This window comes from Nisaea sp. (genome assembly GCF_034670185.1).
In the GTDB taxonomy this organism is placed as follows: Bacteria; Pseudomonadota; Alphaproteobacteria; order Thalassobaculales; family Thalassobaculaceae; genus Nisaea.
Window position 1 is genome coordinate 1083504 of the sequence record NZ_JAXMNY010000001.1, and the last position, 24093, is coordinate 1107596.

Below are 24093 nucleotides of genomic sequence, written 5' to 3' on the forward strand. Positions count from 1 at the left end.
ATTCTATTGAATTTTCTTTCTTATCCCGATCGGAGAACCAACCCCGGTGTGCGGTCTGCTGCTCCCTCAACGCTTACCGCGTGCTGAAATTTTCAAAGTCCGAGTTGACAATGATGCGAGATTATAAAATTCATATATGACAATAATAAACAATAAAGCCTTGAGGGAGGTAACCATGGAAGAACGCGTGACAACGCGCGCCCATATTCAGGCGCCTGTAAGCCGCAGAACTGCTTTGAAGGTTGGTGGCGGGCTGGTCGCCAGCGCGGCAATCGGCAGCCCGTCAATTGTCCGGGCAGCATCAGATGACATCATGATCGGCCACCTGACGCCGATGACCGGGTTCCTGGGCGCACTTGGCGAATGGGCCGTGCTCGGTATCCAGATGGCCGCCGAGGAAATCAACGCCGCAGGCGGCGTATTGGGCCGCAAGCTGGACGTGAAGTCCGAGGACTCGATTAATCCGAACACTGCGGCGACGAAGGCCCAGCGCATGCTTGAGCGTGACGAGAAGGCCTTCCTGATGGGAGAGATCAGCTCAGCGTCCGCGCTGGCGATCTCTCAGGTTGCTGCCCGCAACAAGAAGATGTTCATGGCGCTCGGGCCGCGGTCCGACACCCTGCGCGGCAAGAACTGCAACCGCTATATGTTCTGCACCGATATCCCGAATACCGTGATGGTCAATGCAGTCGGCAACGCGCTGCTGCGTGACGACATGGTGAAGGGCAAGAAGTTCCATACCCTGACCGCCGACTACGTGTTCGGGCACGATCTTCTGAGGGCGGCGAAAAGCTTCTTTGCGGCGAATGATGCGACCCTGAGCGGCGATGATCTGGTGGCGACCGATGTCACCGATTTCAGCCCCTATCTGCTGAAAATCCGGCAATCGCAGCCGGACGTGGTCTGCCTCAATCTCGCTGGCAACCAGGTAACAAACTTCGTGAAACAGTATGCGGAATACGGCCTGCCGTTCCCGACTGTCGGCTTCAACCTGAACACCGCAGACGCCTGGGCCGCCGGACCTGGAAACCTCAGCGGGACCTGGCCGACGGTCTGGTACCACACGCTGCAGACACCGGCATCGCAGGCATTCGTCGAGGCCTTCACGAAGCGCTACGGCAAGCCGCCGGAAAACCACGCCTGGATCGAGTATGTGGCCCTGAAACTGGTGGCCCAGGCGATGGAGGAAACAAAGTCGACGGACTCCGAAGTGCTGATCCAGCATTTCGAAAAGGGCGCCAAGTTCGACATCATGAAGGGCAGGGAAGCCTATTTCCGGTCCTGGGATCATCAGCTGGTCCAGGAGGCCTATCCGTTCTCGGTAAAGGATGCCGGATCGGCCAAGGACCAGTGGGATCTGATGACGCTCGGCGCCGCTGTCCCGGGGGCAGACCAGCCGCTGGAGACTATCTATCCGACGAGTGATCAGAATCCCTGCACGCTCTGATACCTGCCTGGCGTGGTCCCCGAACGTCCCCGGGGCCACGCCTCTTTTTCGTATGCCCGATCCCGTAGTTAAGAGAACTGAACAGGAATGCAGCTCGTCTTCCTTCTGGAACAGCTTGTTAATGGCCTCGTCCTTGGCGGCTATTATCTGCTGATCGCACTCGGTCTGTCGCTGATCTTCAGCGTCGGCGGGGTGGTTAATCTGGCCCATGGCGCCTTCTATGCGCTCGGCGCCTATGTCTCGGTCGAGATCGCCAAATATGTCGGCTTCGTGCCCGCTGTGGCGATTTCGCCGGTCGTCGTCGGATTGCTCGGCATTCTGTTTGAGCGTTTCATCCTGAAACGGTTCTACACGGCTGATCCGATCCTTGGGCTGCTGGTGACCTTCGGTCTTGCGATGGTGGGAGAGGAGACAATCCGCATCATCTGGGGAGCGGCGCCGCAACCCGCTTCAATGCCGGAACTGCTCAAGGGGCCGGTGATCGTCGGGAACTTCCTGTTCTCCAAATACCGCCTGATTTTGCTGGCCGTGGTTGCCGTCGTGCTTGTCGGTATCTGGTACCTGCTTCAGAAAACGTCCTTCGGCCGGGTGGTGCGGGCCGGGATCCAGGACCCGGACATGGTGGCGGCGCTGGGTATCCGGCTGCAACCGTACATGACCACCGTCGTGGTCCTCGGCGTCGGCATGGCCGCGCTGGGCGGCGCGCTGTTCGCGCCCATCGCTGTCGTCCATCCGGCAATGGGGGCTGAGATCATCACCGTCGCCTTTGTTGTTGTCGTGATCGGCGGGCTCGGCAGTTTCTGGGGCGTTGTCGCCGCAGCGCTGCTGGTCGGTGTCGTCCGTGGCATAACCATCCATTTCGTGCCCGCCGCCGGTGAGGCATCGATGTACGTCCTGATGTTCCTGATCCTGATGTTCCGTCCGCGCGGCCTCCTCGGCGAGCGCATGGAGAAATTCGAATGACCTCGGCGCTCCTGAAATCGAAGCACGCGCCGCTCTGGATCGGCGCGCTGGCACTGCTTCTGCTACCTGCCGTTATGTCTCTGCTGGGGCAAACAACCAGTACGGCGGCGTTTCTCGTCACCCTGACGATCGCGGCCATGGGGCTAAATGTCCTTGTCGGCTACACCGGGCTTGTGTCCTTCGGGCATGGCGCCTGGTTTGGTATCGGCGCCTATGCTGCGGCGCTCAGCCAGCGGCACTGGTTCCCGGACCAGATCCTGATCCCGATCCTGTTCGCCATGCTCTTCGTGGCTGTTGGGGCTGCAATCGTCGGAGTCCTGATGTTGCGCCGGAAGGGTGTCTACTTCGCCCTGATGACGCTGGCGCTCGCCGCGTTGACATACACGGTCTCCTTCCGCTGGACCGAGGTGACAGGCGGCGAGGACGGCCTCGGCCACTTGCAGCGCGGCACCCTCGGCCCGCTCGATCTGGACGACCAGTTCACCTACTATGCCGTTGTCGCCGTGATCGGTTTCCTGGTTCTTTATGGATTGCACCGGGTAGCCCGTTCTCCATTCGGCCACGTCCTGGTGGCGATCAGGGAAAACGAGCAGCGCGCCACGTTCCAGGGGTATCCTGTGGACCGCTACAAGCTGGCCGCCTTTGTTCTCTCGGCCTCGGTGACCGCGCTCGCGGGAGCGCTGACCGGTTTTCAGCATTACATTGTGTCGGCGGAATCCACCTCGATCATCTTCTCCGGCGAATTGCTGGCGATGGTGGTGATCGGCGGGATGCGTCATATCCTCGGCCCGGCCATCGGCGTTGCCTTTTACGTTCTGTTCCGCGAAATGCTGTCGATCTGGACCGTGCACTGGCTGTTCTGGTTCGGCATCGTCTTCATCAGTTTCGTGATCTATTCGCCGAACGGCCTTGTCGGGATCTGGGAGCGTATGCGCCGTCACTGGCACAAGGCGCCGTCGGAAGCCGCGGCCATGAGCAAAAGGAAGCTCTACGACAACCTCGTTCTTCCAGCGTTCCTCCGCCCCGAGCGTGCCGACGGCATCGTTTTGCAGGTTGAAGGGGTCTCGAAGCATTTCGGCGGTATCCGGGCAGTAGAACATGCTGGACTGGAAGTCTCGGCCGGCGAGATACACGCACTGATCGGACCGAACGGCGCCGGCAAGACGACCCTCTTCAACCTGGTGTCCGGCATGTTCGCGCCGAACAAGGGCACCATCCGGCTGCGGGGAGAGGAAATTCAGTCCCTCTCGCCGGACGCTATATGCCGGCGGGGGCTGGCCCGGTCGTTTCAGATCACCAACCTGTTCCAGGACCTGTCGATCAGGGAAAACCTGCGGCTTTCCCTGCAGGCGCGGCATGAAAGCCGGTTCAATCCCTGGCAGGATGTCGACAGCAATCCGGAAATCAATGCCGAGACGGATGAGCTGATCCGCTATCTCGGGCTCGACGGCATCCAGGAAACCAAGGGGGGCGATCTCTCCTATGGCGGTCAGCGGCTGGTCGATCTCGGCATCGCGCTGGCCTCGAAGCCCGGAATGCTTCTGCTCGACGAGCCGCTGGCCGGTCTCGCGGCGGCTGAGCGGGAGAGGGTGTCGAACCTGATCGAAAACGTCTCCAAGGAGGTCCCGGTTCTGATCGTCGAACATGACATCGACCGGGTGCTCGCCTTCTCGAAGCATGTCACCGTAATGAACCAGGGCGAGGTACTGATGTCCGGCGGCCCGGAGGCCGTGCGAACGGATAGCCGCGTCCAGGAAGTCTATACCGGCTCCGGAACCCCGGTCGTGACAGGCCGGAAAATAGACGCTGCAGACGAGGCGGCGCGGGTACTGACAATCGATAAGGTGAATACCTTCTACGGCAAAAGCCATATCCTGAACGATGTCGGGCTGGACGTTAACGAGGGCGAGATTGTTGCCTTGCTCGGGCGTAACGGTGCCGGCAAGTCGACAATGCTGAAGACACTTGCGGGACTGGTTCCAGCCGCTTCGGGCAGTGTTGCGTTTGGCGACCAGGAACTGGTCGGAATGCCGGCATATCAGGCGGCCCGGCTCGGTATTGGCTATGTCCCGCAGGGGCGCGGGCTCTTTGCCGGGATGACCGTCGCTGAAAACCTGGAGCTCGGCCGACTGGCCAGAGCCGCAACGGCTGATCGCAGCGTGGTCTGGACCGAAGAGCAGATCTTTGATTTCTTCCCGGTTCTGAAAGAACGCCTGGACACGCCCGCCGACTATCTCTCGGGCGGCGAGCAACAGATGCTGGCGGTCGCCCGGGCGTTGTCAGGCGATGTGCGTCTGCTGCTGCTGGACGAGCCCTTCGAAGGGCTGGCACCGGCTATCATCCAGGATCTCTTCGCCGTGTTCGACCGGCTTCGCCTCAGCCTTCCGGTTGTGATCGTTGAACATAATCTTGATCTGGTGCTTGCCCTGGCCGACCGTGTGTTTGTGCTCGACCGCGGCGCCGTCATCCATACCGGCCCGGCCAAGGCCCTGCTTGACGATCTTGAATACCGGAAGGAGATCCTATGGCTCTAACCCTCCGGATATCTAACCGAAGCCATCCGTGTTCATTCCTTTCCAAGTAGCAACGAGGACTATCATGACCAAGAAAATCGCAATCGTATTCGGCGGCTCGCGCGGCATCGGCAAAGCCTGCGTCGATGCACTCGCCGCGGACGGGTTCGACGTCGCGCTGACCTATACAAGTACCGCCCCGGAAACCGCCGGATCGACCCGGGTCTACAAGGCGGATATCACCAATCCGACTGATGTCGCCAAGGTGATCGCGGATGCATCCAAGGATTTCGGCGGGGCACCGACCTGTATTGTCGCCAATGCCGGCATCAACGTGCCACCGGCACCGATGGCTAATTTCGACCCGGAGAACTTCCGCCGCCTCGTCGAGGTGAATATCGTCGGCGCCTTCAACGTCCTTCAGGAAGCCGCCAAGTCGGTCGCCGATGGCGGCAGCATCATCGCGCTGACCACCTCGCTCGTGCGTTTCGCCGCACCGGGACTCGGCCCGTACAGTGCCACCAAGGCGGCGGTGGAATGTCTCGTCCGGTCCATGTCGAAGGAACTCGCCGGTCGGGGCGTCCGGGTAAACGCCGTTGCGCCGGGACCGGTCGATACCGACCTGTTCCGTTCCGGCAAGGACGAGGCGGCGATCCAGCGTTCCGCAGGCATGAGCCCGCTGAACCGCGTTGGAGAGCCTGAAGAAGTCGGGAATGTCGTGGCCTTCCTTGCCTCCGGCAAATCTTCCTGGATCGACGGCCAGATCGTGCAGACCAACGGCGGCATGGTCTAACCACGCCTGTCTAAACAAGACTTGAGACAACCTGGAACGGGAGAGCGCCATGGCGCTGCGTAAAGGCGCGGAGATCATCGCGGAACATCTGATCAACGAGAAGATTCCGTATATTTTCGGTATCTGTGGCCACGGGACCGTAGGCATGCTGGATGCGCTGTACAACGTGCAGGACGAGATCAAGCTGATCTCGCCGCGGCACGAGCAGACGGCGGCGCATATGGCGGATGCTTATTTCCGGGTCAAGCATGAGCCGGTTGCGACCCTGACCTCCTGCGGTCCGGGCTCGGCCAACCTGATCATGGCGACGGCGGTGGCACAGACGGACAGCTCCGCTTTCCTGGCGATCACGGCGAACGTGCCGACCTCGCAGTTCAACCGCAGCCCGTTCCAGGAACTGAACCGGCACAATCAGGCCGATTTCGCCAATGTCATGCGGCCGGTAGTGAAACGCAGCTTCCAGCCGACCCGGGTCGACATGCTGCCGCTGGCCTTGCGTCAGGCGACGACGACAATGCTCAGCGGGCGGCCGGGACCGGTCAATCTGGACGTGCCGTTCAACGTCTTCCAGGAAGAAGCGGACGTTACCACCGAGGCACCGTCGGGTGGTCATCTTGCCCGCCGCAACGGAGCGGCACCGGAAGATGTCGCGGCGGCAGTCGATATGCTTCTCGCTGCTGAGAAGCCGGTGCTGTTCATCGGCCACGGTGTGACGCTTTCGGAAGCAAGCGCTGAGTTGACTGCGTTGGCGCGCAGGTTCTCCATTCCTGTCATCAGCTCGCCCAACGGCATGGGCTGCCTCGATATGGAAGATCCGCTCTCGCTCGGCTTTATTGGCCGGAACGGGGCCTATCAGGCAAACCAGGCGGGGCGGCATGCGGATCTCGTGATTGCCGTCGGCGCCCGTTTCGACGACCGGTCCTCGTCTTCCTGGACACCGGGTTATTCCTGGAATTTCCCGGATACGAAGCTAATCCATGCCGATGTCGACCACGACGAAATCGGCCGCAACTATCCGCCGGATCTCGGCGTTCTGGCTGACGCCAAGACCTTTCTGACCCAGCTCCTGGCAGAGTTGGACCGGCGCGGCGCATCCGAAGACGGGCGCATGGCGCCGTGGCTGGCGGATATCGCCGGTTGGGCCAAGGCATGGGACGACTTCACCCGGCCGAATTTCGACGTGCATGCCAGCCCGATGCGCCCTGAGCGCGTGGTGGCGGATTGCGCGGCCGTGTTGCCGGACGATGCGATCATCTCCCTCGATTCCGGCGTGCACCACAATTGGTACATGCAGTTCTGGAAAGCGCGGCGGCCGCAATCCATGCTGAATACCTGGGGCTTCTCCGGAATGGGCTTCGGGCCGAGCGGGATTCTTGGCGCCAAACTCGCTGCGCCGGACCGGCCTTGCATCTCGATTTGCGGCGATGGCGGTTTTACCATGGTGCCGCACGTGCTCTGCACTGCCGCCGAGTACAACATCCCGGTGGTCTGGGTGGTCTGGAACAACTTCTGCTGGAGCGCCATCCGCGACATCCAGTACGGCCTGTTCGACGGTCGGGAAATCGCTACAGGGTTCTACGAGACCGGCAACAACAACCGGCCCTACAACCCGGACTTCGCCGCCTGGGCACGGGCCGCGGGCGTTGAGGGGGTTACGGTTTCGAAATCGGAAGATTTCAAGGGCGCGCTGGAACATGCGGTCGCTTCCAACAAACCGTATCTGATCGATGTGCATGTCGACGCGGAAATCCGCCCGCCGGCAACCGGAACCTGGGCATTGCCGCCGATCCCGCACAAGGAGCCGGTATTCGGCGAGCCGTATCACCCTTAATCATCAGGCACACCAAGGAGACCAGATTCATGAGCAAGGCTTTCATCCGCAACATTGCCGAGGTCGAGTGGAAGGAATTCCCGGGCCACTTCGGCGGCGCGCTGTCCAAGCCGCTGGTCGCGGCCGACACGTCCGACGCCAAACAGCTCGACCACCGGATTTCCTGCTACCAGCCAATGGCCTATGTTGAACGGCATACCCACAAGGTGCAGGAGCAGGTCTATCACGTACTCGAAGGCGAGGGCCTGATGGAGATTGCCGGCAAGAAGCAGGTCGTCCGGCGCCATGACGTGATCTTCATCCCGCCGGGGATCGAGCACGGCATCCAGAATTCGGGGCTGACTGATCTCGTTTTCCTCGTCATCACCACGCCGATGACGGACGAGTAACGCTCCGGGAAAAGAGCCAGTGAGATTCTCATAACGGAATCTTCTTAACATCAAAGCTTTGCGCCAACCGATTGTATTGATTGGTGCAAAGCTATCTCGGGTTCAGTGACCCTCACATTCTCCGACAGAAATAATAGCCCGACATTGTGCTGGCACAACGTAGCGCTGGGCATGCATCGCTAAATCATCCTTGAACAGATTTTAAGCTCGAAAGGAAAAAGCGATGTTGACGCGTAGAGCCGCATTAATCGGTGCCGCTGGACTTGCAGCGACCCCTTTGGCTATCAAAGCCGCACAGGGCGAAGAGATCATGGACACATCGATGGCCCCCCCGGCCGACCTGTCGTCCCTCAAGCGCATCAAGCACAAGCTGGTTAAGCCGCCATTCGTCCATGCGCACGATCAGATTGCGCCTGCCGAACCGCGTATCGTCGAGTTCGAAATGCAGATCGTCGAAAAAGAAATGCAGATCGCCGACGATGCCTATCTGCAGGCGATGACATTCAACGGGTCAGTTCCCGGCCCGATGATGGTGGTTCATGAGGGTGATTACGTCGAACTCACGATGTACAATAGCCCGAACAATACGATGCAACATAACATCGACTTCCACTCGGCAACCGGTGCGCTGGGTGGCGGGTCGCTGACGTTGGTCAATCCAGGTGAAAAGACAGTGCTGCGCTGGAAAGCGACGCGGCCGGGTACCTTCGTTTATCACTGCGCGCCGGGCGGCCCGATGATCCCGTGGCACGTCGTCTCCGGTATGTCGGGCGCCGTCATGGTGCTGCCGCGCAAGGGTTTGTCGGATCACAATGGCAAGCCGGTCAGCTACGACCGCGTCTACTATATTGGCGAGAACGACTTCTACGTCCCGAAGGATGAGAGCGGCGAATACAAGCGCTTTGCGGATGTTGGTGACAGTTATTCAGACACACTTGAAGTGATGAACGGCCTGATCCCGAGCCACGTCGTGTTCAATGGCAAGGTTGGAGCCCTCACAGGCGATAACGCTTTGACGGCGAAGCAGGGCGAACGGGTGCTGTTCGTCCATAGTCAGGCCAACCGCGACAGCCGTCCACACCTTATCGGCGGACATGGCGATCTGGTTTGGGAGCACGGCAAGTTCAACAATACTCCCGACCGGGATCTCGAAACCTGGTTCATCCGGGGTGGTTCGGCGGGTGCTGCGCTCTACGAATTTCTGCAGCCGGGCGTCTATGCCTATGTGAACCACAACCTGATCGAGGCTGTGAACCTTGGTGCAACCGCCCACGTGCTTGTCGAAGGCAAGTGGAGCAACGATCTGATGGAACAGGTTGTCGCTCCGACGGAATACAACGCCGCTCATGAAGGCAAAACAGCGCTGCCCTGAGTGCAACCAATCGTCAGTCTCAAACGAGGGGCGGCCGGAAACGGCTGCCCCTTTTTATCTTGTCGAGGGATATGGAAATGCGCTCCCTGACTGTACCGCTCTCCGCTCTTGTTCTGACCGCATCCGTTGCTGCAATTATCGGCTGGAACATTTCAGCGCCCGCGATCACCGATTTGCCCGAGACCGTCGTGGTCGAGCCGGGTCCGTACACGTATCGGCCCGCCGGGAATTATCGCTATTACGGTAAGCTTGTTGAGGCACCCTTGGAACAGCACGACGCAGAAACGCCTCTTGAAATCATGAAGTTTCAGGTCAGCCGCGCCGAGTATGCTGCCTGTGTCGCGGACGGTGCCTGCAAGGCTTCAGAAGTTTCCCAGGGCGGTAGCCCGACAAGTGCTGAAATGCCTCAAACCGAAGTCAACTGGTATGACGCGACGGCATATGCCGCCTGGTTCTCGCGCCAGACGGGCCTCGACTGGCGTCTTCCTGATGACAGGGAATGGCAGCGCGCGGCAGCCGAGCGCTTTGTTGAAGAGGCCATCGTGGAAGAAGCGAAAGACGACCCGGCGCAGCGCTGGCTGGAGGCCTATGCCCGCAATGTCGCGGCCCGTGAAGGTGTCGAAACAGACCTCAAGCCGCGCGGGGCATTCGGCGAGAACTCTCACGGTCTATCCGACCTTTCAGGCAATGTCTGGGAGTGGACCAATACCTGTGTAGCCAACACGGATCTGACGGCTGATGGGGTGAAGCCCCTGGCGAAACAGGAATATTGCGGGGCTCATATCGCCGAAGGAAAGCACCGGGCGATTGTCATCGATCTGGTCCGCAATCCGAAAGTCGGCGGCTGTGCCGCCGGCTTGCCGGCGGATTACGTGGGCTTTCGGCTGGTTCTGGTCAGATAGGGGCCAATTTTCAGCAAGAAAGTGGCAAAGCCCGAAATCCACAGAGCCGCTGCTATCCAAAGACCGGAAACACTTCCGACAAATGCCTCCGGAAAGCACACCCGAACAAGTGCTGCGCTGAAAATCATGCCCGCCGCAACACTCAGCAGCGGCCCAGCCTCCAGCTTGTGACCTGTATGTCCAAGAGAAGCCCGGATCATGACTGCCATTGTCATTCCGCCGATAGCACCGATGCCAAGCAGATGGGCACCGGCGGCCGGAGATATCCAACCAATTGAAGCCGCGCCAGTGGCAGCGAGCCCAAGCGGAATAAAGGCATAGGCAGCATGCAGCATAAGCAGAAGAGGCGATCTCCAAGTGCTTGCGCCTCGCCACCGGCTCAAACGGACGCCCTGCAGACCGGCAGCCCCGAGCATTATCCAGCCGGCGATCGGCTCATCAGGAAAGAATGACCAGCCAAGTAGCGCTCCACCACCTGTGAGCAGACAGAGTGCATCGAACCGGTTCATGGCAGCCGGAAGCTGCTCACTGTTGCGTTTGACCAGCCAGTTCCGGGTAAAGCTCGGAATGATCCGCCCGCCGATCAACATGATCAGAAAGACGATAACAGCGACGCCCAAACGTCGGCCGACATCAGAGGCTCCGGTCAGATGGATTTCGAGGTGAAAGGCGAGGTTGGCGCCAAGCAAAAGCATGACTGGCATCACGACCATGAGATTGCGCCAGTTCCGGCCGGCGACAATTTCCACAAGGACCGTGGCGACGATGGCGACAAGGAACGCCAGATCGGCAAGCATTACGCTGATCGGCTCCAGTCCCAAGATCCCCCCAGTCGCAAGCCGGCCGATAAGCCACAGAATAACGAGAAAGACCAGCGGCCAGCCCCGTTTGGGCGCGCGTCCTGTCCAGTTCGGAATCGCCGTAAACAGGAAGCCGGCGATGACAGCCGATGCATATCCGAACAGCATTTCGTGGATATGCCAGTCGGTCGGGGTAAAGGAGCTCGAAAGCTCGAGTGTTCCATTCAGCAGCAGCATCCACAGAAAGACGGAGATGCACGCGAATAGCGCTGCGGACAGGAAAAACGGCCGGAAACCATAGCTGAAAACTGCCAGGTCACGCTCGGGCACCCGTGTCGCGTTGGTCATCTCGATGTTTCCACCTTAAAAATGACAAGGGCGATGCACATACGTGGCATCGCCCCCTCAGGATGGGTCAGTCTGAAATGCGGGTCATTTGACCTTGGCGAACGCGGCATCAAACCGTTGTTTTGCCTTGCCCCTCTGCTTCACTGCACGCACGGTTTCAAGATTGCTGGCCTTGCCAACCTGGATCAGGGCGACCATCCCCATGCCGATGTGGGGAGTGCATTTGAGCCCGTAAAGACCTTCGGTCTCGACCACGAGGTCGAAGTCCTTGTTCATCTTGCTCTTGAACTTCTTGACCCCGTCCGGGAGCATTCCCTTGATAGATTCAACATTGTGGCCTTTGTCAGTCGCAACGAAGCGGATCGTGTCGCCCGGTTGCGCGGCAACAAAATCAGGCTCGAAAATCATGGAGCCCGCAGCGCCCTTGTTGAGCATCTTGACTTCGTAGGTTTCGGCCAAAGCGGGTCCCGCCATCATGGCAAGAGCTGCGGTCGCCATCATTATTTTGCTGAACATCGAAAAATCCGTTCTTTGTTTTCGGTATTTTTGCCTGGCACCGTTATGCTTTAGTGCCGCGCGAGGCTCTTTGTGCTGCAACAAACTTCGGGACGAGTTTTGAATAAATTAGACGAAAGCCTTCTCGTCGGGCTTCCACCGTTCCGACGCCTTGAGCGCACCCAGATCCGCGAAATCCTCGATCAGGCCGTCTCCAAGCGGGCGGAAGAGGGCGCTACCGTCTTTTCCGAGGGAATGCCTGCCGACCAGTTTTATCTGTTGCTGGATGGCTATATCCGGGTCGTGAAGTCAACGCCGGGGGGCGAGCACATCATTGCGATGCATATCGCTCCCGGTCAGCTTTTCGGCATCGCTCCGGCTCTGGGACGCGATACCTATCCTGCGACGGCAATTGCAGCGGCAGAGACAGTTTCCTTGTCGTGGCCGGTCCGGGTCTGGAGCGATTTCACGTCAAAGTATGAGGGTTTCGCGACCGAAACCTACAAAGTTGTCGGTGAGCGCATGGGAGAACTGCATTCACAGTTGATGGAGCTGGCGACCCAGGCCGTGGAACAACGCCTGGCGGCGGCGCTTCTCAGGATGGCCAATCAGTCCGGCCGCAAGGTCGAGAACGGGATTGAAATTGCCTTCCCCGTTACCCGGCAGAATATTTCGGACATGACCGGAACGACACTTCATACGGTCAGCCGGCTGCTCAGTGCCTGGCAGAAACAGGGAATTCTGGAAAGTACGCGGCGTCATATTGTTGTGACGGATGCGCATCGTCTGGTCTTGCTGAGCGGCGCCGGGAGCTAGCCGGGGCTTCTTCTTGAATCTAGGTTTAGAGACCTGCTGCCTGACGCAGTTCCGCCCGAAACGCGTCTTCATCCAGTTTGTATTCCGCACAGGCGTCGATAACCGTGTGGAAGGGCGCAATAGGGCAGCCGTAGCACAACATCCGGTGCCTTATGAATACCGCCGGCGTCCCGGGCCATTCCTTGAACAGTGTTGTCAGCGGCAAGTCTGGATCGTTGATATCCGGCGGTCTCATGGCGCTATTGTCCCAGCAATTCGAAGCTCCCACAGCTCAAGGTGGTCATATGATCAAGGCCATTGATCCTTTGTGACCTCGTTGTTGCACGGCAAATCGTTGAGTTCTTTGCGCTGCGACAACATTGCCCAACCCGGACCCCGGTATTTCTGCTCCATCCGCAATAACGAGCAGGTCCGGCACAATGTCAGAGATCCTTACAAAATCGCGGGCCAGGAACATTTTTTATGGAGGATCTCTGTTCTTCATAGTCGTGTTCGTGGCCATGACGATCCACAGTCACCGCTATGTCGTCGAGAAATCCACGGCAGGCATGCCGCTGACCGACGCGGTCAAACTCGGCAAGGAAGTCTGGGAACGGCATAGCTGCATCAACTGTCATACGCTGCATGGCGAAGGCGCGTATTTCGCGCCGGAAGTCGGTAACGTGATGACCCGTTGGGGCGTTCTCGACGATCCCGAAGGGGCCTTCGAGATCCTTGATGCGTGGATGAAGGCACAGCCTTCCGGAACACCCGGTCGCCGGCAAATGCCACACTTCGAAATCACCGAGGAAGAAATGCGCGGGCTCGCCGACTTCCTGCGTTGGGCCGATCAGACGGACACCCAGAACTGGCCGCCGAATGACGCGGGTTAAGGGAGAAGAATCATGAAATACAAATCCCAAAAAGTGGCCTACGCCTATTTCATTGTAGCGATGGGGCTGTTTGCCATTCAGGTGCTGGGCGGTCTGCTGGCTGGCTGGATATATGTTGCTCCGAACACATTGTCCGAGTTGCTGCCGTTCAACATCATCAGGATGATTCACACTAACGCGCTGATAGTCTGGCTGCTGCTGGGGTTCTTCGGTGCTGCCTACTATCTCGTTCCGGAAGAAAGCGAACGCGAGATCTACTCGGTCAAGCTCGCTTACCTGCAGCTGATCATCCTGGTTGTTGGCACGCTTGGCGCAGTCGCGAGCTATCTCGTCGGCATCCATGGCGGTCGCGAGTTTCTCGAGCAACCGCTCTGGGTCAAGTTCGGCATTCTGGTGGCGGCGGTGATCTTCCTCGTCAACATCTCGCTGACCGTACTTGCGGGGCGCCGGACTGCGATCACCAATGTCCTTCTGACCGGGCTTTGGCTGCTGTCTCTGTTGTGGATCTTTGCCTTCATCAACCCGTCTAATCTCAGTCTCGACAAGATGTATTGGTGGTTCATCGTCCACCTCTGGGTCGAAGGGACCTGGGAGCTGGTGATGGCGTCGATCCTCGCCTTCCTGATGCTCAAACTGACCGGAATCGATCGTGAAGTGATCGAGAAATGGCTCTATGTCATTGTCGCCACGGCATTGTTCTCCGGCATTCTCGGCACTGGTCACCATTTCTACTGGATCGGCCTGCCCGAGTACTGGCAGTGGGTTGGCTCGATCTTCTCGACGCTTGAGGTGATCCCGTTCTTTGCCATGATGAGTTTCGCGTTCATCATGGTCTGGAAAGGCCGACGCAACCATCCGAACAAGGCTGCACTTCTGTGGTCTCTCGGTTCAGCGACGGTGGCCTTCTTCGGCGCCGGCGTCTGGGGCTTCCTGCATACGCTGCACGGGGTGAACTACTACACCCACGGCACGCAGGTGACGGCAGCACACGGGCATCTTGCTTTCTATGGCGCCTATGTCGCCCTGAACCTAGCAATGTTCACCTATGCCATGCCGGTGTTGCGGGGCCGCTCGCCCTACAATCAGGTGCTGAACATGTGCAGTTTCTGGCTGATGACAGGCGGCATGGCCTTCATGACTTTCGTGCTGACCTTTGCCGGCACGATCCAGACGCATATGCAACGGGTGGTCGGTGACTACTTCATGGATGTGCAGGACACGCTTGAGATCTTCTACCTCATGCGCTTTGGAGCAGGTGTTGCTGTTGTACTGGGCGCTTTGCTCTTCCTTTACAGCCAGCTTGTCCCGCAGCGGGAAATCGTCGAGCCCGGTGATGAAGCCGTGGTTCCCGAAAGAGGCCAGGCATGAACGCCCAAACAAGAAACGTGACGGGCACCCAGCCCGTCCCGTTCTACCGGCCAGTCGGCAATGAATGCACGTTGTTCGAAACGGCCCACGCCAATGGTCTGCCCCTTCTTCTGAAGGGGCCGACCGGCTGCGGCAAGACGCGGTTCGTGGAGCATATGGCGGCCAGGTTAGGGCGCCCGCTCTACACCGTGGCCTGTCATGACGATCTCTCCGCTGCCGATCTGATCGGCCGATACCTGCTTCGTGGCGGGGAGACCGAATGGATCGACGGACCGCTGACGCGGGCAGTGCGAGAGGGCGCGATCTGCTATCTCGACGAGATTGTCGAGGCGCGCAAGGACGTCACCGTGGTGCTGCATCCGCTGACGGACAGCCGGCGCACGCTGATGATCGACCGCACCGGCGAAGAGCTGACCGCGCCGCCGGGCTTCATGCTGGTCGCGAGCTACAACCCCGGCTACCAGAACATCCTGAAGCGGCTGAAACCGTCAACGAGACAGCGCTTTCTGTCGATCGGTTTCGACTTTCCGGATGCGGCGACCGAGACAGCCGTCGTGGCTTGCGAAAGCGGCCTTGATGAAAGCCGTGTCGCGCCGCTGGTCCGGCTGGCTGGTCATATCAGGGCGCTGTCGGGCATGGATCTGGAGGAGGGAGCATCGACCCGTCTGCTGATCTACGCAGCGACGCTGATTGCGGGCGGCATGCCGCTCGAACGGGCGCTAGAGGCTGCGGTGATCGAGCCGCTGACCGACGAGCCGGATATCCAGCAGGCCCTCCGCGATCTGATCGCCGTGGTCTACGGCTGATCGGGGAGTATCACGATGATCAGCCCGCTGGACTTGATGGAGCCTGAAGAGACGGTCGGCAATCTCTGGCATGACTGGGCCAGCCGCATGGCTGCGCCCGAGGGTTATGAAGAGAGTGCCGTCCCGCTGGAGGCGATGCGGGCCTCTCTGGCGGTATTGTTTCGGGCATTGGGCGGGGCAGGTGGTGTCGAAATCGGTGCCGCGCCTGCGACAGCGGCCACGCACCGGCGCGGCGTCATGCGCACAATCGGTGACGGTCGGCAGCTGGAATATTTGGCCAGCTTCGATGGTGAGCGCTTGCGGCTGCCCCCGCTTATGGATGCCTTCCCGACGCCCGACCTCAACCGGGCCGCCTATTTGTGGCTGGCGGCCATGGCAGCCAGCAGTGAAGGGCTGATCTCTCCCAAGCCATCGGCTGATCCACTTTCTGTGGACCTGGCACATCTTCTGGCCATGGAGGCGCTGACGTCGCGTACGCTTGCCGCTTGCCCCGGGCTCGCGAATCCTTTCAGGGCACTGCGCACTCATGTGCTCGAGACCCGCACGTCGCATGCCTCACACCGGACCGAGAATGCGCTGGAGGAGCTGACACTCCGGTATCTCGGCGATCAGGCACCACTTTCCGAGCCGGCGGTTGAGCTGATGCGTCAAGCCCGTTCCGGAACCGCGACCGCGCACCGCGGCTATACATCACCCGCCCAGGTACCAATCTGGCTCCGGCTGGAATGCGCCTCGCCCGGCGATGCAGCCGCTGAGCAGGATCCGGGCACGGCCCCTCCAGGGCTGGCGACGACCACGCGAAAAATCGGCAAGCGCGAGGAGCGCGACCAGGCCGATCGCAAGGACAGTTTCATCATCCATCGTTTCGAGGCGATCCTGAGCTGGGTCGAGAGCATGAACCTCAACCGCTCGGTCGATGATGACGATCAGGACAATGCACAGAAAGCGGCGGAGGATCAGGATCACATCACCCTGTCGCAAAACCACAAGCGGGCTGCAACGAGGCTGCGCCTGCATCTCGACCTTGCGCCGCAGGATGCCGATCACGAACGATTGGCTGATCATCACACCTATCCCGAATGGAACCACCGGGCGCGTGCCTACATGCCCGATCACTGCCGCGTTCTGGAGGCTGAAGCCGCTGCTGACCCAGTTCGGGATATCAAGGTCGACCAACACCTGATTGCCCGTGTCCGCCGTCAGTTTGAGGCGCTGCATCCGCGTCGCATTATGCGCCCACGTCAGATCGAGGGTGCGGAGCTTGATCTCGACGCGCTGATCGCGGCCCAGGTTTCGTTGCGCGTGACAGGCTCCGGCAGTGACCGGATTTATCAAAGTCTGCGGGTCACCGAACGCGATCTTTGTGTCGCTGTGCTGATGGATTGTTCGCGTTCCACCGAAGCGGTTATCGGCGAACGGTCGGTCATTGACACGGCGCGCGAGGCCTTGATGGCGCTTGCCGGTGGTATCGATGCCGCCGGGGACCGGTTCGGCATCTGGGGTTTCTCCTCGCTTCGTCGCGACCGCGTCTTCCTGACCCGCTGCAAGAGTTTCGATGCACCGATGTCGGCCAGGGTCACCGAACGGATTGGCAGCCTGCGCCCGGGCCATTACACGCGGCTCGGCGCGGCCATCCGCCATACCGCAGCGCAATTGGCCAAGGAGACTGCCGCGCGCAAGCTCCTGCTGGTCCTCACCGACGGCAAGCCGAACGATCTCGACCATTATGAAGGCGTGCACGGTATCGAGGACAGCCGCATGGCCGTGCACGAGGCGCGTATGCAGGGGCAGTCGGTTTACGGCATCGTCGTCGACGCTGATGGTCAGGACTGGTTCGCACGGATCTTCAACCGCGCCGGCTTCACACTTCTGCCCGATCCCGGGCGCCTGATCCGTGCTCTTCCGGACATTTATCGCTCACTGATACAGGAGACCTGACATGCGAACGCTGCTCTTTTTTTGCGCTTTGATGATGCCGTTCCAGACCCATGCGGCAAGCTTCCAGCGCCCGATCCCGAACCCGCAAACCGCAACGGCGGAGGGCTGGTTCTTGCTGGCATCTGTCGCTTTGTTGCTGGCTCTGGCGGCCGTGCAGTGGCTGGTGACCCGGCGGTGAGCACGCGGCCGGGATGGAAGCTGCTGGCAGGCCTCTATCCGTTCGGCGCGGGCGCCGCTGCCGTCAATCTGTTCTTCGCATCATTGATCTTCAGCTGGCTCGGCTGGCGTGTGCTGACCCCTTATGAATCCATTGTCGGCGGCTTGGTCCTGGGCATCCCTGCCACGTGGTTTTTCGCCGCCCACATCAAACGCCTGATTATAAATGCCGAGAAACCTCGGTGAATTTAGCCGTCTTACCGCTCAAGTGAAATCAGCAGGTCGTGTGAGCGGAAGGTAGCCCGATAGTTCGCGAAGAAGTCAGGTTGATCAGGCCGAGCTTCGACGTTTAGTTTTTTAATCCAGCCCAAGGATTCAGTAAACATCCCGATGAAGCGTTCCGTGGCGGTGCTTAGGCTGCTGATGGTCACGCTGCGTTTTCTTTTATTGGCAAGCACAGCACACGGCCACTGCCGGTAATGCGCAGCAGGTCGTTGGGCTGGCCGGTTGCGCCGGTAACGTGCAGGAGGCGGCCCTTGGCGCCGAGTTGGCGGTAGAAGGAGACCAGAAGGCCGAGGCCAACGCTGTCCATGAAATCCACGGCGCTGATATCCACGATTACAGCTCCGCTCGTTGTCAGGGAAACGTCGAAGAACTGATCTCGCAGGGCGGAAGCCGATGTGCCGTCGAGCGAGCCTTCCAGCGTGATGCTGAGTGGGCTTGAGTCCAGACGTATGCGGATTTCCATTTTGTTTTCTCCTCAGACGAAGTTGCGAAGGGTTTGACGGACAATACCGAGCCAGTTTGCCGATCGGACACTGTTGTCGAGATCGCCGGCGCTTAGGCGGTCAATCAGTTTTGTGCGCACGTCGATATCGAGGGCACCGAACAGAATGCCGACGCCGGCCGACGTGCTTCGGACGACCCGGCCGGGGACGGCACCAATACCGAATATCTCGAGCTCGACATCGCTGCCCACCGCCGGGGCGTTGGCCAGTGTTAATTGCGCACCAGTTGCCGACAAGTCGACAAGGCGGCCAGGAAGAGCCTCCTCCACACAGGTGATGACGGACGGCTCGTTCAAGTTGAATCTCTCCTCGCTACGGAGGCGGCTGCGGTCAATTGCGATGAGACCGATCAGAAAGCAGATCACCAGATTGAGGCAGCCCCAGAGATTTGCGACCAGATTGAAGCTGGCGGCATCGTGGTTCCCGCGCCAGGCGAAGCCGTTCCACAACAGGCCGAACCCCGTCAGCAAGCCGATGAGAATGGCGAAGCCGAGACCGAGGCGATCGACGGTTCGCTGCTCAGCTGCCTTTCCTTTTGGAGTGACCTGGAACGGTACGCCGAATGGGCATATCAGCGAAGCGACTACGGTCGGAAAGACATGCAGCGCGGTATGGATGCCGACTGCGGCTGAGACCAGCGGAACATAGCACCCGGGAACCAGCCACATCATTGCCGCCGTCGCGAGGAGAATCAGAGGGGCTATGATCTCGAAGAAAGCCGCTAGCGTGAGTCCGGGGAACGGAGAGGTGCCGGTGAAAAAATAGATTATCGGCACCAGTAGCATGAACAATTTCAGAGGATGCTGTGCGATCCACCCGAGCGGGAAATAGAGCACACGATCCTTGAGAGAGAGTCCGGGACCGAGCGGCCCCTGACTCAGGAAAAGCCCCTGGATGGCGCCGCGGCACCAGCGCTGCCGCTGGACGATGTAGGCGTTCATGTTTTCCGGGGCTAGTCCCGAAGCCAGCCGCTCGTTCAGATACCGCGTGCGGTAGCCGACCCGGAGCATGGCAAGAGATGTAAGCAGGTCCTCGGTGATCGACCCGGTTGGCACACCGCCGATGGCCTCGACCGCAGAACGGCGCATGATCGAGCCCGCCCCGCAGCAGAAAGCGGCGTCCCAGGCATCCCGGCTCGGCGCCATGTGGTCGAAGAACAGGCGTTGTTCGTCGGGAATCTCCTGTAGCGCCGCCAGATTGGTCTGGATCGGGTCCTTGTTAAAGAAATGTTGGGGCGTCTGGACGAGGCCTATGCTGGGTTCTTCGAACAATCCGGTCGTACGAAGCAGGAAGTTCCGTGTCGGAGCGAAGTCGGCGTCGAAGATTGCCACGATCTCCCCATCTGTGAGGTTGAGCGCATTGTTGATATTGCCGGCCTTGGCATGGGAGCGATCTGTTCGGGCGATATAGCCGACATCATGAAAGGCGCACAGGTCACGAAGCCAGGTTCGCGCGTTCCCGTCGTCGCAGACCCAGACCTTGAAATTCGGGTAGTGAATCCCGCGCGCGGCGATGATGCTACGCTCCAAAACCTCGCGGCCTTCGTTGTAGGTCGGAATCAGGATGTCGACTGACGGGAACTGTTCCGCTGGCCTGGCCAGCAGCGCACGCTCGGCACTGTCGGTTGCGGGCTTACGGTCCGCTGTTCTGGACATGATCAGCAGAAAGACGGCGATTTCGAGCAGGGCCAGCATTTCAAGCCCAAAGGTCCCCCACGCATAGGCGATTTCCCCGCTTCCGCCTTTTGCCGAGAGGAGCTGATCGGCACGCCATATGACGTAGCGGATGAAGCAGACCGCTGTCAGAGAGACCACGATCAGTCGATCGCGATTATTTGCCCGGTGAAGTTGCTGCATCGCGAAAGCAATGAAGAGAACGGCCAGAATCAACGGGGTCAGTGCTGGCACATCAAACGCGATATTGGTCAACAAACCAGTCACTTCAGGTTCTCCGGAATGGCGGCGGCAGCGGTCTTGACGATGAAATTGCGGATCGCGCCGAAGGCGTCCGCGACGGTGGCGAACCGCCCGGTGTCTGCAAAGCGTGTGAAGGCAACTTCGGCGGATCGGCCGATCAAGCAGAAGTTTTGGGGCCCGGCGCCATGCTGCTGCGGATCAAAGGAGAGGATCGCCTGGAACTCCCGTGGGCCACGCATCTGCGGGCGGGCGGCGAGCAGGCGATCTTCTGTAATCGCGCCAGCACCGCGGAGTGCAAGAACCCTGGCTGAGAAGGGGGCGTTGGCACCGACCAAGCGGACCTCCGCCTCATCTCCGATGCGGATCCGGGAGAAGCTCTCCTCTTCCAGGGACACGTCGAGAAATGCATTCGCACAATCGACGATTTCAAGCAGTTCGATGCCAGTCACCACTTCGTTTCCCGGTTTGACAAACCGTTTCCAGACGATGCCGTCGACCGGTGAGTAGAGCCGTGTGAGCCGCGTGGCCGCGAGACGTTTTGTCTCTGTCTCGAACTGGCGCTCGATCTCTCTGACGCGGATGGTGTATTCGCTGCGGCGGGCCTCGAGGTCGAACAGCCGCAAGCGGATTTCGTCCAACCGCTGCTGCGAATAGGGAACGTCGTTTTGGCCTTCGGAAAGGAACGTCGTCTGCTGAACGGACTGTCGACGGACATTCAGCCTTTCGATGATTGCGTTCTTTTGCGAGAGCCGTGCATCGAGTTGCTTAACCTTGAATTCAGCATTTTCGAACTTGGCCTTCGACGTTGCATCCTTGGAAAGCAGCGTTTTCTGACGGTCAAGTTCGCGCCCGGCATGCTGACGCTCGGCTGCAATCGCTTCACGATCCGCCTCGGCTTCCGCCAGCCTCCTGGAGAGGTGCTTCAGAGTGAAGTCACCATACGCGCTGACACGCGCTGCGAGCTCATCGGCCGTATCCCGTAGCGCATTCTCCTGACGATCAAGCGCGTCAATCCGCTCAGTGAGCGCGACCTTTTCGGTGCGCAGTTCTCCCATGAAGCTTTGGTCTTGGCGATTGTTGTAGGTCTCCGCCAATTGGGAGCCCTTGCGGACCCGGGTGCCGACAGCAGGCGGTCCGCCTTTCACCGTGCCTTCGCTCATCGAGGAGACGACGGTGATTTCGGCATTCACGACAGCATCGATGCTCGGAATCACGAACACAGACGGGCTCATGCCAAATGCTGCTGCACCGATGATGGCCACGCTGAGAAAAATGCGGTTCGGGCGTATGGGCATAGCGAACTCCAATAGTTGGTCCACTTGCCGCAAAGTTCGGGCCATCTTCTGTAGTTAAATTATAATCAATAAAGTCAGTGCGTTATGATTTATGGGGGCGATAGGCGAGGCGCTTTGAGCGTTGGACCCTTGCAAATTGCAATCTGCGATCGACGCAACTTGCATGGCCGACACATCTGGATCAGACCTGCAGCGCGGGAAAAGCCTTTAGAAACAATGTGAAGCTTGTTGGGCGGCGAGGAAAGGGAGTGTAAACCCCTCTGGTCTGTTTCTTGCGTTGAGGGTTCTGAAATATTGATCCTGCTCGGAGGAAGAGATGTTCAGAGTGATCCTATGCACCCTTGTTCTTTTGGCTGGCCAGAGTTCTCTGGTCACAGCGGCTGAGGACAATTTCAACACCACCGCTTTTAAAGATGGGGCCACGAACGGCTCGACGAACGCCAATTGCAGTGCGGCTATCTCATGGTGGTGCCAGGCGCAGCTCGCGGAATCGAGCGTGGAGCCGGTGCCCGGACCTGCGCTGAACGTGGCGACTGGAATCATCCTCCTGATCGCCGGCTGTTATGCGTGCCGCCGTCGGTAAAGCGGGCGGTTACGCCGCGCCGTGCTGGCGCGCTCTGGACAGGCCGCTCCTTTGCCGCGATGTCGTCTGGATCGCCCTCGCTCTAATATCTGCGGGATGGCTTTGGCGCGGACTGTATGCCGGGACGTCATGGCCCGTTACAGTTTCTGTTTTGTGTGCAGTGGCGGTTGCGGTCGATCTTCAGCGGTCACGTCCTCGTGTGTCCGGCCGCATAGCCGGCCCGTTGGCTCTTCTGCTCTTCATCAGCCCTGCTCCTGCCGGCGGTATTTCGATAATTGTAGCCATTCTGATCGCAGCATTCGCCATTGGTGTGGCAGCGAAATCGGCAAAAGATACGAACCTGTGCGCGGCGGCTTTCATGCTGGCCGTTACTGCTTTGTCGGAGTTCTTCTCCGGAGTTGGTGCGGATGTGGTCAGCCAAACTCTGCTCGAAAGCGAGGCCAGGATGCTCGGCAAATTGCTGGCAGTCGCGGGCGAGACCCATCAGTTGAGCGGGAGTGTTCTGTTCCTGTCAGGGCGCCAGGTCGTGCTTCTGACAGAGTGCTCCAGTTTCATTCTGATTGCGGAGGCTGCTGTTCTGACCCTGGCTCTCGGCCGTCTGCTGCGTGTCAATTCGGTAAAGCTCGTTGTCACTCTGGCGATAGTCACTGTTTTCACTGCACTGCTCAATCTCGGCAGGCTGACGGCCATGCTCTTCTCTCCGCAATTCTATGGGCAGCTACACAATGAGGCAGCAAACCAGGTGATGGGGTTTGCCATCTGCGCTGTTGTCCTTGTCCTGCTGTTCCCGAAGCGGGGGACCGGAGCATGAAGCGCTGGCTTCTCGTGCTGTTGGCACCACTGTGCGTCCTGAGCGCACGAGAAGCGGTGGACCGGCAATCCGGCCGAACGGAATTCACCGCTTGGGCGGCGGACGCAAATTACGTCGCAAGGCAAACAAGGGCACTGACGCCCGGCGCCTCCTACGTCGGCACTGACTATTATCGGGAAAGTGACGCATGCCGCTTGGTGGCCATCCCGGTACAGCGGGGCGGAGAAATGTGGGCGGTGCTCCCCGCGTTGATCGGACAGGCGGCATTTCGCAGCGGCCATCTGTTTGACGGTGTTTTCCGGCCATTGCCCGCAACCGGCACCGAGTTCGCTTTGGGACGGGTTGATTCCCGTCTGCGACAGCAGAGGGTGTCCGCCGAGGCCCATCTCGTGTTTGGTGAAGCGGCATGTCTCGCAGAATGAGTGGGCCTCTTGCAATTTGCGGCAAGAGGGATATCGACTTATTGAGTGAACACTAAAAATATTACGCTAATTCAATACGTTAAACCCGCACCGGCAAATGGCACGCGGGTTGCTCCATAGACTTCGAAAGCAAGTCATGGAGGACCCAATGACCATCATCGTTCAATCATCGAACACCGATCACGACATTTCCATTTGTGGAGCCTTCGACGCTGCTTTGGCGTTTGAAGCGAAGAGTGCCTTTCAGCTTGTCATCGATGCCGGCGGCAATGTCCGGCTGGACATGTCGAAGACAGATTTCATCGACAGCTCCGGTATCGGCGCGATCGTGTTTCTCTACAAGCGTCTGGTAATGCAGAGCCGGACGCTTGAACTCCACGGTGTCAATGGCCAGCCGCGGGACCTCATCGCGATGCTGCGCCTCGACCGCGCTATCCCGACCAATCCTCTGGCCGCGTGAGGAACTGGA

At 59.6% G+C, this 24093-nt stretch carries 25 protein-coding genes; 18 read left to right on the top strand and 7 right to left on the bottom strand.

What is annotated here, in order from left to right; all coding sequences use genetic code 11:
• Positions 1-175: 175 nt before the first annotated feature.
• The 8 genes from VOI22_RS05130 to VOI22_RS05165 all read left to right on the top strand — a co-directional run bounded on the left by VOI22_RS05130 (position 176) and on the right by VOI22_RS05165 (position 10210).
• Entirely contained in the window at positions 176-1447 is a 1272-nt protein-coding gene (locus VOI22_RS05130) for an ABC transporter substrate-binding protein (RefSeq protein WP_323795485.1), read from the top strand.
• An 87-nt stretch (positions 1448-1534) separates the two neighbouring features.
• The gene (locus tag VOI22_RS05135; RefSeq protein WP_323795486.1) at positions 1535-2410 is read left to right on the top strand and encodes a branched-chain amino acid ABC transporter permease; all 876 of its coding nucleotides are present in this window, start codon (positions 1535-1537) and stop codon (positions 2408-2410) included.
• The gene (locus VOI22_RS05140) at positions 2407-4944 is read left to right on the top strand and encodes a branched-chain amino acid ABC transporter ATP-binding protein/permease (RefSeq protein WP_323795487.1); all 2538 of its coding nucleotides are present in this window, start codon (positions 2407-2409) and stop codon (positions 4942-4944) included. The genes VOI22_RS05135 and VOI22_RS05140 overlap by 4 nt, the downstream gene beginning before the upstream one ends.
• 64 nt (positions 4945-5008) lie before the next feature.
• On the top strand, positions 5009-5716 hold the full coding sequence (locus tag VOI22_RS05145) for an SDR family oxidoreductase (RefSeq protein WP_323795488.1): 708 nt from the start codon (positions 5009-5011) through the stop codon (positions 5714-5716).
• Positions 5717-5765: 49 nt separating this feature from the next.
• Positions 5766-7547, top strand: a complete 1782-nt coding sequence (locus VOI22_RS05150; protein ID WP_323795489.1) for a thiamine pyrophosphate-binding protein — start codon at positions 5766-5768, stop codon at positions 7545-7547.
• Positions 7548-7576: 29 nt separating this feature from the next.
• A complete protein-coding gene (locus VOI22_RS05155; RefSeq protein WP_323795490.1) occupies positions 7577-7936 on the top strand; it encodes a cupin domain-containing protein in 360 nt (119 codons plus the stop codon).
• Positions 7937-8159: 223 nt separating this feature from the next.
• A complete protein-coding gene (nirK, locus tag VOI22_RS05160; protein WP_323795491.1) occupies positions 8160-9308 on the top strand; it encodes a copper-containing nitrite reductase in 1149 nt (382 codons plus the stop codon).
• Positions 9309-9385: 77 nt separating this feature from the next.
• Positions 9386-10210, top strand: a complete 825-nt coding sequence (locus VOI22_RS05165; protein WP_323795492.1) for an SUMF1/EgtB/PvdO family nonheme iron enzyme — start codon at positions 9386-9388, stop codon at positions 10208-10210.
• Here the strand turns inward: VOI22_RS05165 and VOI22_RS05170 are convergent.
• Positions 10177-11358: an NnrS family protein gene (locus VOI22_RS05170; RefSeq protein ID WP_323795493.1), complete on the bottom strand. Its 1182-nt coding sequence runs from the start codon at positions 11356-11358 to the stop codon at positions 10177-10179. The genes VOI22_RS05165 and VOI22_RS05170 overlap by 34 nt on opposite strands.
• 84 nt (positions 11359-11442) lie before the next feature.
• The gene (locus VOI22_RS05175) at positions 11443-11874 is read right to left on the bottom strand and encodes a pseudoazurin (protein ID WP_323795494.1); all 432 of its coding nucleotides are present in this window, start codon (positions 11872-11874) and stop codon (positions 11443-11445) included.
• Between the two features lie 99 nt (positions 11875-11973).
• Here VOI22_RS05175 and VOI22_RS05180 point away from each other — a divergent pair, with 99 nt between their 5' ends.
• Positions 11974-12669, top strand: coding sequence for a Crp/Fnr family transcriptional regulator (locus tag VOI22_RS05180; protein ID WP_323795495.1), 696 nt, complete (start codon positions 11974-11976; stop codon positions 12667-12669).
• Between the two features lie 25 nt (positions 12670-12694).
• Here the strand turns inward: VOI22_RS05180 and VOI22_RS05185 are convergent, their stop codons facing one another.
• Entirely contained in the window at positions 12695-12904 is a 210-nt protein-coding gene (locus VOI22_RS05185) for a DUF1858 domain-containing protein (RefSeq protein WP_028465059.1), read from the bottom strand.
• A 265-nt stretch (positions 12905-13169) separates the two neighbouring features.
• Between VOI22_RS05185 and VOI22_RS05190 the strand changes: the two genes are divergently transcribed.
• The 6 genes from VOI22_RS05190 to VOI22_RS05215 are packed head-to-tail and all read left to right on the top strand — an operon-like array spanning position 13170 to position 18055.
• Positions 13170-13541, top strand: a complete 372-nt coding sequence (locus tag VOI22_RS05190) for a cytochrome c (protein ID WP_323795496.1) — start codon at positions 13170-13172, stop codon at positions 13539-13541.
• A 12-nt stretch (positions 13542-13553) separates the two neighbouring features.
• Positions 13554-14909, top strand: coding sequence for a cbb3-type cytochrome c oxidase subunit I (locus VOI22_RS05195; protein WP_323795497.1), 1356 nt, complete (start codon positions 13554-13556; stop codon positions 14907-14909).
• Positions 14906-15715 (top strand): CbbQ/NirQ/NorQ/GpvN family protein, encoded by an 810-nt coding sequence (locus VOI22_RS05200; protein ID WP_323795498.1) that lies wholly within the window; start codon positions 14906-14908, stop codon positions 15713-15715. The genes VOI22_RS05195 and VOI22_RS05200 overlap by 4 nt, the downstream gene beginning before the upstream one ends.
• Before the next feature lie 15 nt (positions 15716-15730).
• Positions 15731-17653: a nitric oxide reductase activation protein NorD gene (locus tag VOI22_RS05205; RefSeq protein WP_323795499.1), complete on the top strand. Its 1923-nt coding sequence runs from the start codon at positions 15731-15733 to the stop codon at positions 17651-17653.
• A gap of 1 nt (position 17654) precedes the next feature.
• A complete protein-coding gene (locus VOI22_RS05210; protein ID WP_323795500.1) occupies positions 17655-17831 on the top strand; it encodes a hypothetical protein in 177 nt (58 codons plus the stop codon).
• Positions 17810-18055 carry a hypothetical protein gene (locus VOI22_RS05215; protein ID WP_323795501.1) on the top strand — a complete coding sequence of 82 codons (246 nt, stop codon included), beginning with the start codon at positions 17810-17812 and terminating at the stop codon, positions 18053-18055. The genes VOI22_RS05210 and VOI22_RS05215 overlap by 22 nt, the downstream gene beginning before the upstream one ends.
• 11 nt (positions 18056-18066) lie before the next feature.
• Here VOI22_RS05215 and VOI22_RS05220 read toward each other — a convergent pair whose 3' ends face one another.
• Genes VOI22_RS05220 through VOI22_RS05235 form a run of 4 tightly spaced genes read right to left on the bottom strand, consistent with a single transcriptional unit; the run spans position 18067 to position 21808 of the window.
• Entirely contained in the window at positions 18067-18240 is a 174-nt protein-coding gene (locus VOI22_RS05220) for a hypothetical protein (RefSeq protein WP_323795502.1), read from the bottom strand.
• Entirely contained in the window at positions 18237-18557 is a 321-nt protein-coding gene (locus VOI22_RS05225; RefSeq protein WP_323795503.1) for an STAS domain-containing protein, read from the bottom strand. Before VOI22_RS05225 ends, VOI22_RS05220 begins: the two co-directional genes overlap by 4 nt.
• A 12-nt stretch (positions 18558-18569) precedes the next feature.
• Positions 18570-20537: a glycosyltransferase gene (locus VOI22_RS05230; RefSeq protein ID WP_323795504.1), complete on the bottom strand. Its 1968-nt coding sequence runs from the start codon at positions 20535-20537 to the stop codon at positions 18570-18572.
• Positions 20534-21808 carry an HlyD family secretion protein gene (locus VOI22_RS05235; protein WP_323795505.1) on the bottom strand — a complete coding sequence of 425 codons (1275 nt, stop codon included), beginning with the start codon at positions 21806-21808 and terminating at the stop codon, positions 20534-20536. Before VOI22_RS05235 ends, VOI22_RS05230 begins: the two co-directional genes overlap by 4 nt.
• Before the next feature lie 563 nt (positions 21809-22371).
• Here VOI22_RS05235 and VOI22_RS05240 point away from each other — a divergent pair.
• From VOI22_RS05240 to VOI22_RS05250, 3 genes are all read left to right on the top strand, one after another.
• A complete protein-coding gene (locus tag VOI22_RS05240) occupies positions 22372-23202 on the top strand; it encodes an archaeosortase/exosortase family protein (RefSeq protein ID WP_323795506.1) in 831 nt (276 codons plus the stop codon).
• Positions 23199-23624: a hypothetical protein gene (locus VOI22_RS05245; RefSeq protein ID WP_323795507.1), complete on the top strand. Its 426-nt coding sequence runs from the start codon at positions 23199-23201 to the stop codon at positions 23622-23624. Before VOI22_RS05240 ends, VOI22_RS05245 begins: the two co-directional genes overlap by 4 nt.
• A gap of 148 nt (positions 23625-23772) precedes the next feature.
• Positions 23773-24084, top strand: a complete 312-nt coding sequence (locus VOI22_RS05250; RefSeq protein ID WP_323795508.1) for an STAS domain-containing protein — start codon at positions 23773-23775, stop codon at positions 24082-24084.
• Positions 24085-24093 lie beyond the last annotated feature (9 nt).